This is a genomic window from Nocardia sp. NPDC051463, assembly GCF_040681975.1.
Classification (GTDB): Bacteria; Actinomycetota; Actinomycetes; order Mycobacteriales; family Mycobacteriaceae; genus Nocardia.
Map to the genome: position 1 here is coordinate 60,645 of NZ_JBFBAB010000027.1, position 11,952 is coordinate 72,596.

Below are 11,952 nucleotides of genomic sequence, written 5' to 3' on the forward strand. Positions count from 1 at the left end.
CTGCATGTCTTCACCGGGGGCGCAGACCATCACCGTGCGCCATGATGGAACCGAACGGGTCTTCGATTCGAGCACACCGATCACGATGGGCCGCGCGCCGGAAGTGACACTGTTCGTCGACAGCCCACTCGTCTCACGCGTGCACGCGACGCTGGCCTGGCAGGGGAGTGCCTGGGTACTGACCGACAACAGCAGCACGAACGGCGTTTTCGTGGATGCGCGCAGGCTCGGCCAGCCTGTTTCGATCGATCGGCCCACTCAGGTTCGGCTCGGTGATGCCATCAGCGGCCCGCTGCTGCATCTACTTCCCGCTATCCCGTCGCTCAGGCAGGCCCGCCCCCACGTGGCGCAGCCGCCGGGCCACCACCAGCAGCAGCATCGGCAACCGCCGCAGTCGGGGCAGCTGCCACCGTCCGCGCAGTCGCCGCTGTCCGGGCATTTGCCACAGAACGTGCCCTCGCAGCAGCTCAACATCAATATGACGACCAGGGCCGACACCTCGTCACTGCCGCCGCTTCGGGCCAGACCGTCCACCTCGCAGATCGCTCGCGGTGACCGCCTGCCGCCCGGTGGCCTCGACATCGGCCGCACCACCGACAACCAGATCGTCGTCAACGATCCATTGGCCTCACGCAAGCATGCCCGCCTGGTCGCAGCCAAGGAGGGGCTGACGATCGAGGACCTCGGTTCGGCGAACGGCACCTTCGTCAACGGCCGCCGCGAGCAGCGCACGGTGCTGCGCGAGCGCGACATCATCACCATCGGCAATATCGACTTCGTCGTCCAGCAGGGCACCCTGGTGCATCGGCAGAAGCCGGTCGCCGAGCAGGGCCTGCACGTGCACGGCGTCGGGTTCACCGTCGAGGGCAACAAGCAGCTGCTCGTCGATGTCAATATGCAGGCCGGGCGCGGCACGCTGACCGCGCTGATCGGGCCCTCCGGCGCGGGCAAGTCGACGCTGTCCAAGCTGATCGCGGGCACCACCAACCCCTCCGGCGGTGTGGTCACCTTCGAAGGGCGCAACCTGCACGCCGAGTACGAGGCACTGCGTTCCCGCATCGGCATGGTGCCGCAGGACGACGTGCTGCATCGGCAGCTCACCGTGCGTCAGGCGCTCGGTTATGCCGCGGAACTGCGCCTGCCGCCGGACAACAGCAAGGCCGATCGCCAGCAAGTGATCGACGGCGTGCTGAAAGAACTTTCGCTCACCGAGCACGCCGACACCAGGGTCGACCGGCTCTCCGGTGGTCAGCGCAAGCGTGCCTCGGTGGCGCTGGAACTGCTGACCGGTCCGTCGCTGCTGATCCTGGACGAGCCGACATCGGGTCTCGACCCGGCCCTGGATCGCCAGGTGATGGTGATGCTGCGCGAGCTGGCCGACGCCGGTCGCGTTGTCATCGTGGTGACCCACTCGGTGGCCTGCCTCGACATGTGCGATCAGGTGCTCCTGCTCGCACCCGGCGGCAAGACGGCCTTTTGCGGCCACCCGGCCGGCGTCGGTGGCGCGCTGGGCACCAGCGACTGGGCGGAGATCTTCGCCAAGGTCGCCGCGAACCCGGACCAGGCGTTCGCCGCCTACCGCTCCAGACAGGCTGCGGTGGCGCCGCCACCGCAGCCCGCGCAGACCGGGCATGCAGGCAGCCCACCACAATCCAGCGGTGGCAAACAGTTCTCCACGTTGGCGCGACGGCAGGTGCGCCTGATCTTCGCCGATCGCGGATATCTGGCGTTCCTGGTGATCCTGCCGTTCATTCTCGGTGTGCTGTCGCTGGTGGTGCCCGGCCAGAACGGCTTCCAACGCGGCGCGCTCGCGGCGCTGCCGGACGGCACCTTCGCACCGACCGGCGGTAGCGAGACCCAGCAGCTGTTGGTGGTCCTCATCCTCGGTGCCTGCTTCATGGGTTCCACGCTCACCGTGCGTGACCTGGTCGGCGAGCGCACCATCTTCTTCCGCGAGCGTGCGGTCGGACTGAAGCCCTCCGCGTATCTGATGGCGAAGATCGCTGTTTTCAGCGTCACCGCGTTTCTGCAGTCGGCGGTGCTCGTCGGCATCACTCTCGCGGGTAAAAAGGCGCCCGCCGAGGGTTCTGTGATCGCCAACGGCAGCGTCGAGCTGTACATCGATATCTCGTTGACCGCGGTCTGCTGTGTGGTCTTCGGCCTGCTGCTTTCCAGCCTGGCCAGGTCGAACGAGCAGGTGATGCCGATGCTCGTGGTGATGATCATGGCGCAGCTCGTGATGGCGGGCGGCCTGATCCCGGTTACCGGTCGGGTGGTGCTCGAGCAGCTGTCATGGCTTTTCCCAGCCCGCTGGGGGTACGCCGCGGGGGCGTCGACGGTGAATGTTCGCGAGGTCTTCCTCAATGCGCAACCGGACACGCTCTGGCAGCACAAGTCCGATATCTGGGGAATGGACGTCGCGCTGCTCGTGGCGATCACGCTGATCCTGGCGATCTTCACCTGGCGCAGGCTGCGGCTCAAGAAGTCGGCGACGTGAATCCCGCCGGTACCCGTGCCGGCGCCGACGCGCCGCGCGTGTCGGATGAGCACCAGGCACACTTATGCCTGTGACGGTGCGAGTAGGGGCGGTACATCTCGGATGGGATGTGGTGTCCGTGGCTGCGGGTGGCGGTGGCATGCCGATCCGCCCGGTGCAGGTGGAAGGTACGTATACGCCACCCGCGTATCTGCTGGCGGATGCGTCGGGGCGGTTGCACACCGCAGGAGTGGAGCGGCAGCGACCGGATCTGGGGATGGCCATCGCCGACGTGCGCGACATCCTCGGGCATCCGCAGATCGTGATCGCGGGCGCGACCTGGCCCGCGGAGCTGGTGATGCGGGCTCGCATGTACAACCCGCTCGCGGCGGTCGGCAAATACCTGCGCGGTAAGCCCGATGTGGTGGCACTGCCCTTCCCGGACAACTGGCCCGACGAGAAAGTCGAGGTGTTTGCCGAACTGGTCGAACAACTCGACGTCACCGTCGAGCCGCTGCCGGAGAGTGTCGCGCTGTCGGGGTACGTGCGTGCGCTGGGGCTGGTTCGCGCGCCCGACGAGCGCAACCCACGCGGTATCGGTGCCACCGGCGTGTACTCCGACGGCAGGACCATGCTGGTTGTCGCGGTGCACGGCGACGACGAGCAGCCGACCGAATCGGTCGACGTCATGGTCAACGCGGAATCGATGCGTGACGCCCGCTCCGCGGACAACGTGGTGATCGAGGCGATGGCAGCGGCCCGCTCCATCGGCGCGGACACCTCGACGGTGCTGCTGTCGGGCAATGTGTGCTTCAACGACGCGCTGCGGCTGGCCTTCCAGAATCATCTCGGGCACCGGTTGCAGGTGGCCGATCATCCGATGCATGCGCTGGTCCTGGGCGCCGCACACCTGCTGGCCACCGACAACGAGAACGGGGAACCGGAATCGGCGGGCAGGCACGCGGAACCGGCGCCGCAACGGCAGGCGGAGCTGTCGGGGCCGCCTCCGGCGCAATCCGCGCAATATCAGGCCGAAGCGCCTCAGCAGCAGGCTGTTGCGCCGCAGCGTCAGGCGGAGCCACCGCAGCGTCAGCCCGAATCGGCGCCGCGTCAGGGCGAGGCGATGCACGGCCGTCCCGACCAGTCGCAGCCCCGACAGGAGGCGGTTGTGCAGTACGGAGCCGGATATCCGACCGTCGGGTCGCAGGACCCGAGCGAAGACGCGACCACCCGGGTCCCGCGCGAGGATGTTCCCCGCGGCCTGCCGCCGGGTTTGGCCGAGCTCGGTAGTCGTTTCACCAGGCCGCCCGGCCAGCAGCCCGACGAACAGCGCTCGCAGGGTGCGCCGCCGTCACCGCCGCCGCCGCCGCCCGGTCCGGGACCTGGTGGCCAGGTGCCGCCGTTGGGTCCGCGTCACCCGTACGGGCCACCGCAGACCGGTCCGGAGCAGGTCCAGCACGGGCAGTGGCAGCAGCAGCCGCCCGAATTGGATGACGACGGCAAAGCGCGCAAGGGTAAGCGGTGGAACAAGCTCAAGGACAACCTGTTCGGCGCAAACATCGTGCTCGGCGCGGTGGCGCTGGCCCTCACGGCCATGCCCGCCGACGGGGAGCAGCCCGGCCCGGTGCGGCTCGCATCGGCTTCCTGCACGTTGACCCCGCAGATCACCAACGAGCACCGGCAGGGCATCGCCTCGGCGCGCGGACACCAGGCGGGTGCGTTGGAGCAGGGCGGCGCGGCGGCCGACGAGCCGGACTGCGCACAACCGGGCATCGACACCCTGCGCTTCGTGGTGCCCGGCCCGCCGGGCGCCATCGACCCCGGTCCGCCCATCACGATCTGACCGGTTTCGGTTCGCGCTATCGCGGCTGGTATCGTGGCCCGTTGGCGTGTGGAATGTTCGTCGAGGTCCGGGTCTCCACCGGCCGCCGGAATCGCCTCGACCGCACGCTTGGCCGGCAACACCGACTACAGACAGGGAAGCACTGTGCCTACGTACAGCCCCAAGGCTGGTGACGTGACCCGCAAGTGGTACGTCATCGATGCCACTGACGTAGTGCTCGGCCGTCTTTCGGTCCAGGCAGCGAATCTGCTGCGTGGCAAGACCAAGCCGACCTACGCTCCGAACTTCGACGGTGGCGACTTCGTCATCATCATCAACGCCGAAAAGGTTGCCATCAGCGGCAACAAGAAGGCGGACAAGCTGATCCACCACCACTCCGGGCACCCGGGCGGCCTCAAGTCGCGCACTGTCGGTCAGGTGTTGGACACCCGCCCCGACCGTCTCGTGGAGAAGGCCATCAAGGGCATGATCCCGAAGAACAAGCTCGGTAACGCCATCGCGAGCAAGCTGAAGGTCTACGCGGGCCCGACGCATCCGCATGCCGCTCAGCAGCCCATTCCATTCGAGATCAAGCAGGTGGCCCAGTGACCGCGCCCGAGGAATACACCGAAGAATTCGTCGAGGAGACGGTTGCCGAAGACGGCAACGTCGAGGTCGTCGACGAGGAATACGGCTACGAGGCCGAGCCGGCCACCTTCGCCCCGATCGTGATCGACCGTCCGGTGCAGACCGTCGGCCGTCGCAAGGAGGCCGTGGTTCGCGTGCGTCTGGTGCCGGGTTCCGGCAACTTCGTGCTCAACGGCCGCACCATCGAGGACTACTTCCCGAACAAGGTGCACCAGCAGCTGGTCAAGTCGCCGCTGGTGACCGTCGAGCGGTCGGAGTCCTTCGACATCTACGCTCGCCTCGTCGGCGGTGGCCCCTCGGGTCAGGCCGGTGCACTGCGTCTGGCGATCGCCCGCGCGCTGATCGAGGTCACCCCGGACGATCGTCCCGCCCTCAAGCGGGCCGGCTTCCTCACGCGTGACCCGCGTGCCGTCGAGCGCAAGAAGTACGGTCTGAAGAAGGCCCGTAAGGCGCCTCAGTACTCGAAGCGCTGATTTTGGCTACGTCGCCCGCGGTCTCCCGTCATCCTGGTTATGTCGGAGACGCCTGCGGTCGACGCGGCACCTGTGCGAGAGCAGGCTTCCAGCACGGCTGGGCGCCTGCTCTCGTGCTGTATCAACAACTTGCGGCGTTTGCGGGGCCGGCGCGGCGAGACAGGCTACCGTTTCAGGGGCCGTCGCGTACGCCGCGGAGCAACCGATGAGGGGCGAGGTATGGGACGTTTGTTCGGCACCGACGGAGTCCGCGGGCTCGCCAACGAGTCGTTGAGTCCGGAACTGGCACTGCAGATTTCCGGCGCGGCCGCGCAGATCCTGAGTCGCGGCAAGAAGCGCGCGCTCGCAGTGGTCGGCCGTGATCCGCGCGCCAGCGGCGAGATGCTGGAGGCCGCGGTGACCGCGGGCCTGACCGCCGCGGGCGTGAATGTGCTTGCGGTAGGGGTACTTCCGACGCCTGCCGTCGCCTATCTCACCGGCCTGTATGACGCGTGCCTCGGCGTGATGATCTCCGCCTCGCACAATCCCATGCCGGACAACGGAATCAAGATCTTCGCCGCGGGCGGGCACAAGCTCGACGACGCGATCGAGGACCGGATCGAAGCGTTGATCGCCGAGGCGGCGCCGGTGCGCCCGATCGGCGCCGCTATCGGACGGGTGCTCAACGCGTCCGGTGCCCGCGATCACGGCCTGGTCATTCCCGATCAGTACAGCGTGGCGGGCACCCACGAACGCTACGTCGAGCATCTGGTCGAGGTGACCGGGCAGGATCTGTCCGGGCTGACCGTCGTGGTGGACTGCGCCCACGGTGCGGCCTCCGAAGTAGGGCCGGCCGCCTACCGCGAGGCGGGGGCGACGGTGATCGCCATCAATGCCGAACCCGACGGCCTGAACATCAATGACGATTGTGGATCGACGCACCTGGACCAGGTCAGCCGTGCGGTGCGTGAGCACGGCGCGGATCTCGGCATCGCGCACGACGGCGACGCGGACCGCACCCTGGCCGTCGATGCCGACGGCGCGATCGTGGACGGCGACGCCATCCTGGCGATTCTGGCCCTTGCCATGCACGAGGCGGGTGAGCTGGTCGAGGACACCCTCGTCGCCACCGTCATGAGCAACCTCGGTCTGCACATCGCCATGCGCGAGGCCGGAATAACCCTGCGCACCACCGCGGTAGGGGACCGCTACGTCTTGGAAGAATTGCGTCGCGGCGGGTTCAACCTCGGCGGCGAACAGTCCGGCCACGTGGTCTTCCCTGACTTCGGCACCACCGGCGACGGCATCCTCACCGGCCTGAAACTGATGGCGCGGATGGCGCGTACCCGCCGCACGCTCGCCGACTTGGCTTCGGTGATTCAGACGGTGCCGCAGGTTCTGATCAACGTCCCGGTCGCCGACAAGTCGGTCGTCGCCAACGCGGCCGAGGTCCGCGAGGCGGTGCTGGAGGCCGAGCGGGTTCTCGGCGACTCCGGACGAGTCCTGTTGCGCCCCAGTGGGACCGAGTCGCTGGTCCGGGTGATGGTCGAGGCCACCGATCCGGTTCGAGCACAGCAGCTCGCCGACGATCTCGCGAAGCGGGTGGCGTCGGCCTGATATCGGCCTGCGCCGCACTGAGCGGTCGGATCGCGATCCTGAACTACCGGTGGGTCGGCGAGATCGATACTTGAACGTCGGCGCGAAATCCGACGCGGGTCATGAGCGTGTGGTCAGAAGCCCGATTTTCGGCGATTGCTACCGGAACCCGATCCCTGCCGGTCAGTCCTCGGTGAGGCGGCCGTTGTCCATGCGCCAGCGGCGCGTGGAGTGGACCGAGTCCAGCATGCGGCGGTCGTGGGTGACCAGCAGCATGGTGCCGGTGAAGGATTCGACGGCCTGCTCCAGTTGTTCGATGGCGGGCAGGTCGAGGTGGTTGGTCGGCTCGTCGAGGACGAGCAGGTTGACGCCGCGGGCTTGCAGCAGTGCCAATGCGGCGCGCGTGCGTTCGCCAGGGGAGAGGGTTTCGCAGGCCCGTGTCACGTGCGCGCCGCGCAGGCCGAATTTGGCGAGCAGTGTGCGAACCTCCGCGTCCGGCCAGTCGGGCATCTCGATACCGAAAGTCGCGGCCAGCGGTGTGCTTCCACGGAACAGGCCGCGGGCCTGATCGACCTCACCGATCTCGACACCGGAACCGAGTGCGGCAGTTCCGTTGTCCGGCTGGATTTTTCCCAATAGCAGTGCGAGCAGCGTCGACTTGCCGGATCCGTTCGCACCGGTCAACACGATGCGATCGGCCCAATCCACCTGCGTGGTAATCGGACCCAGCGTGAAATCGCCGCGCGTGAGGGTCGCGTTCGACAGGGTGGCGACCACCGATCCGCTGCGTGGCGCCGCGGCGATCTCCATCCGCAGCTCCCATTCCTTGCGTGGCTCCTCCACCACGTCCAGTCGCTCGATGCGGCGCTGGGTTTGGCGGGCCTTGGCGGCCTGCTTCTCGGTGGATTCGGCACGCATCTTGCGGCCCGCTTTGTCGGAGTCGACCTTCTTCGGATCGCGTGTCTTGCGGCGGGCGTTGCGAACGCCGTGCTCGAGCCAGTTGCGCTGCATCTGTGCCCGAGCTTCGAGACCGGACTTGGTGTCCGCGTAGTCGTCGTAGGCCTCGCGGGCGTGCCGGCGGGCGATCTCGCGCTCCATCAGATACGACTCGTAGCTGCCGTCGTAGATACCGATCTGCTGCTGTGCGAGATCGAGCTCGACAATCCGATTCACCGTGCGTGCCAAGAACTCCCGGTCGTGGCTGATCACCATCAGCGGTTCGCGCACGCCGGTCACAAACTGCTCCAGCCGCGCGAGTCCGTCCAGATCCAGGTCGTTGGTCGGTTCGTCGAGCAGCAGAATGTCGAAGCGGGACAACAACACCGAGGCAAGTCCGGCGCGCGCCGCCTGGCCGCCGGAGAGCCCGATCATGGGGGTGCCGAGGCCGCTCGCGAGGCTATCGGCGAGGCCGAGGTCGGCCGCGACTTCCTCGGCGCGCTGATCGAGGTCCGCGCCGCCGAGCGCAAGCCATCGCTCCAAGGCAGGTGTGTAGTCGTCGGTACCGCCGTCGGCAAGTCGCTCGGCGGCGGAATCCATCGCCTGCTGCGCCGCGGTGACTCCGGTACGGCGGCCGAGGAATTCGAGCACTGTCTCGCCGGGGACGCGTTCGGGTTCCTGCGCGAGATATCCGATGGTGGCATCGGGCGGGCTCAGCGTGATGCTGCCGGTGGCGCTGGTTCGGTCGGCCAGCATCCGCAGCAGTGTCGACTTGCCTGCGCCGTTCACCCCGACCAAACCGATCACGTCGCCGGGTGCCAGGGTGAGATCCAGGTCCTCGAACAGGGTGCGTTCGCCGTGGCCCGCGGACAGTCCGCGCGCATACAGAGTGGTGCTCACCTGCATAGTCTGCCGTGCCCGCTTTTTCGGTCGGATCGGGGTTGGACCCTGAGGGCGGGCCGGGGAGAAATCAGGGTCGGGATCGGTCATGGGACCGATGTGCCGCCGGGTGATTCCGCGGAGAGTGGAGAGCACCGAGATCGACACCAGAGAGAGAAGACCATGACAGCACCCGCTCGCCGCCTCACCCGCTCGACCGCCGACAGCTGGATCGCCGGCGTCTGTGGTGGCATCGCCGAATATTTCGGCTGGAACGCCAATGTCGTCCGACTCCTTTTCGTACTGTCCTGTCTGCTTCCCGGCCCGCAGTTCATCGTCTATCTGGTGTTGTGGCTGATCATCCCCAAGAAGTGACAATCCTCAACAAGTAGGCCGAGGAGGCTGCGTCCGGGACTCGCGGATGACAGGTTGCAGCGGCACCCCGCATCTGGTGAAATGCCGCACCATCACGCGAGTCCCGATGAGGAGGTCATGGTCACCTCGGGCGAATTCCACGGCCTGGATCTACGGTGCGTCGACGCATCCTCCTCGCTGGAAGGTCTTGGTCCAGTAGACCTGCACCACCCCACCCAGGACATCGACGGTGACGGCACTCTCGACTCCGTTACCACCTCCGGCCCCGAAGCGATGCAGGTCTGGGTCGGACTATGACCACGACGGCGTCGCGGATCAGGTCACCGTCGTCGAAAAGACGGTGACTACGCGGCATGGGAGTTCCACCACAACCCTGATAGGACCTCCGGGTGGGTGCGCACCGATCAGGGGAAGATCGGTAAGTAGCACCGTAGTTGCGCGTCATCCCGGTGACGGGAGCAGATGTGCAGGGGGATGGCTGGTTGTAGCCGGTCGTTCTGCCCAGTAGATTTTCCGGCAAGCGACCTCGTCTGGGTCGGGGTGGATTGCATGGAACCGAACGTGGGCCGGACGCGTCGAAGGAAGTATGGCGGTACTGGCGACCAGCGGTGAATCCGGCGGCGCGGTGCACGCGAAGCGAAATGGAGGGTGTAGATGAGCAGCACGCCGAGCCGGGCATCCATGCTGGGTGTCAGCACTGGTGAGTTGGGGAAACTGGCCAGCGACATTCGGATATCGGCGGGCGTGGTGCAGACCCAATCGAAGCGCGTGACCGACCACATGTTCGGCGTGGGTAATGACGAAGCAGGCCGAAATTACTCGCAGGAGGGGATTGCCGTTCATGGGGGTTTCGAGAAGATCGGCAATTGGCTCAAGAACTGGTCCGAGGCTTCGACCGCAATCGCCGACTCGGTCGGTGCTGCGGTGGTCGTCTACTCGACCACAGTCGAAGAGCATGCGAAACAGATCGCTGCAGCGGACGACAAGAAATAGCACCCCGACGAACTCGGAATTGTGAGGGGCCGGCACCGTGGCGTATGAATATGCTGGTAAGAAGATCGATGACATCCTCGACTATGGTGTGCACGGTCTGGAATACTGGCGCAAATTCCTTCCGCTCTATGAAAAAGCTTTCAATAGTGGGCCGGGTCAGTTCGGTGATCTGAACAAGTTGCAGGCGAAGTACGACGAGCAGCGTCGCATGGACCTTCCCAAGCTGGAAACCGCGGCTTGGGAGTTGACCATGGCTTTGAACGAGGCGGACGGACAACGTAACGCTCAGCAAGGTCAGCTCACCAACATGACCGACATGTGGCAGGGCGATGCGGCCACCGCGGCGACGACCATGATGGGTGACCAGCTGAAGCTTGCGCTCGACGATATCAACAAGGCGCGAGTCGCCGCTGTCGCCATTGCGGCGATGGTGGAACCTTTGCGAAAGTCTGTCTATACGAAGGCCGATATCACGCTCGGGCTGCTGGAAAATGGAGCGAATGGGGCGCGCGAGATCAAGATCCGCGGTAGAACTCCCGAAGATATCGAGTTGATGATCGATGTTCGCAGCGCTACCAAATGGATCAGCGATGATCAGATTCGAAAGCTGGATAGGGTCTTTGAAGACCTTGACGTCCGAAGCGGCGATCTAAAGGATAAGAACTACATAAGCACGGGAATCGGGCAGAAGACCTGGCAGGCTTGTGATAACTGGATCAAGGATGTATTCAAGAAAGATGTAGAGGATAAGCTTGTCCGCTACAACGCAGCTTGTGAGACGACCGACAAGCTGTTCAAGGATCAGTATCAGATTGCCGTGAAGGCAATGAATCAGGTCGCCGAAGTTGCGTATCCGAGGCCTGCTGCTGCGCCTTCGGATAAACCGAGTACGCCAGGGACGCCGGGTACGCCCGGAACCCCAGGGACGCCGGGTACGCCCGGAACCCCAGGGACGCCGGGCACGCCAGGAACCCCAGGGACGCCGGGCACGCCTGGCACCCCCGGTACGCCTGGCACCCCCGGTACGCCCGGCACCCCGACAACTCCCGCCGGCACCAACCCGACTTCTACGAATCCGACGTCTACCAACTCGCTACAAGGTCTCGCTTCCCTCAGCCAGGTCGCCAGCACGCTGTCGCCGATCGCGACCCAGATCGCCACCGCGGCAAGCCAAGGACTGACGTCGCTGAGCGGCACCATCAAAGAAGGTCTCGACCAGGCGCTGCAGCAGATCGAGAAGACGATCGATCCGACCAAGGCGGAGGATCAGGACGGAGACGGGAAGCCCGACGACAAGAAGGACGGCAAACCAGCGGCCGAATTCGACCTCGCGGGCAAACACCTGAAGTTCGAGATGGGGCCGGAGGGCCAATTGAAAGCGGTCGTGACCGACGCGGACGGGAAGCCCCACGAGTACAGCGTGAAGCTGGACGAGAAGGGAAACCCGGTCATCTCCAGCGGGGAGCCGAAGGGGGAAGACGGGAAACCGGCGTCACCGCCGACGGACAACCCCGGCAGCCCTCCCGGTAATGCCGGCAGCCCTGGTGCACCGGGCAGTCCTCCTGGCAACTCGGGCAACCCCGGCAGCCCTGCTGCCCCCGCAGGTAGTACGCCGCCGGAAAACCCGAATCAACCCGGTGTGCCGACTGGTGCGCCGCCACCGCGGCGGGAGGAAGACGGCGAGCACCGCCCGCCTCCAATGTCCGTGCCCGAAGGGCAGCAACCGCCGTTCGACAGTGGTGCCGAATTGGCGGAGGCCGGGCCGCTGTGAGGCC

General features: G+C 66.1%; 9 protein-coding genes and 1 pseudogene. 9 read left to right on the top strand and 1 reads right to left on the bottom strand.

The window, feature by feature from the left end; translation table 11 throughout:
* Positions 1–4 precede the first annotated feature (4 nt).
* The 5 genes from AB0M74_RS27905 to glmM all read left to right on the top strand — a co-directional run bounded on the left by AB0M74_RS27905 (position 5) and on the right by glmM (position 7,015).
* Positions 5–2,497, top strand: a complete 2,493-nt coding sequence (locus tag AB0M74_RS27905) for an FHA domain-containing protein (protein ID WP_366529260.1) — start codon at positions 5–7, stop codon at positions 2,495–2,497.
* Positions 2,498–2,561: 64 nt separating this feature from the next.
* On the top strand, positions 2,562–4,319 hold the full coding sequence (locus AB0M74_RS27910; RefSeq protein ID WP_366529261.1) for a hypothetical protein: 1,758 nt from the start codon (positions 2,562–2,564) through the stop codon (positions 4,317–4,319).
* Positions 4,320–4,463: 144 nt separating this feature from the next.
* The gene (gene rplM / locus AB0M74_RS27915; protein WP_366529262.1) at positions 4,464–4,907 is read left to right on the top strand and encodes a 50S ribosomal protein L13; all 444 of its coding nucleotides are present in this window, start codon (positions 4,464–4,466) and stop codon (positions 4,905–4,907) included.
* Entirely contained in the window at positions 4,904–5,419 is a 516-nt protein-coding gene (gene rpsI, locus AB0M74_RS27920) for a 30S ribosomal protein S9 (RefSeq protein ID WP_366529263.1), read from the top strand. Before rplM ends, rpsI begins: the two co-directional genes overlap by 4 nt.
* A gap of 219 nt (positions 5,420–5,638) precedes the next feature.
* A complete protein-coding gene (gene glmM / locus AB0M74_RS27925; protein ID WP_366529264.1) occupies positions 5,639–7,015 on the top strand; it encodes a phosphoglucosamine mutase in 1,377 nt (458 codons plus the stop codon).
* 162 nt (positions 7,016–7,177) lie between these two features.
* Here the strand turns inward: glmM and AB0M74_RS27930 are convergent, their stop codons facing one another.
* Positions 7,178–8,830, bottom strand: a complete 1,653-nt coding sequence (locus AB0M74_RS27930) for an ABC-F family ATP-binding cassette domain-containing protein (RefSeq protein ID WP_366529265.1) — start codon at positions 8,828–8,830, stop codon at positions 7,178–7,180.
* Between the two features lie 162 nt (positions 8,831–8,992).
* On the opposite strand from AB0M74_RS27930, the gene AB0M74_RS27935 reads away from it, so the two are divergent.
* From AB0M74_RS27935 to AB0M74_RS27950, 4 genes and pseudogenes are all read left to right on the top strand, one after another.
* Positions 8,993–9,184: a PspC domain-containing protein gene (locus tag AB0M74_RS27935; protein ID WP_366529266.1), complete on the top strand. Its 192-nt coding sequence runs from the start codon at positions 8,993–8,995 to the stop codon at positions 9,182–9,184.
* Positions 9,185–9,301: 117 nt separating this feature from the next.
* A pseudogene (locus tag AB0M74_RS27940) lies at positions 9,302–9,610 on the top strand (DUF6802 family protein).
* Between the two features lie 228 nt (positions 9,611–9,838).
* Complete coding sequence (locus tag AB0M74_RS27945) at positions 9,839–10,177, top strand: hypothetical protein (RefSeq protein ID WP_366529267.1); 339 nt, start codon at positions 9,839–9,841, stop codon at positions 10,175–10,177.
* A 37-nt stretch (positions 10,178–10,214) separates the two neighbouring features.
* Positions 10,215–11,948, top strand: a complete 1,734-nt coding sequence (locus AB0M74_RS27950) for a hypothetical protein (protein WP_366529268.1) — start codon at positions 10,215–10,217, stop codon at positions 11,946–11,948.
* Positions 11,949–11,952 lie beyond the last annotated feature (4 nt).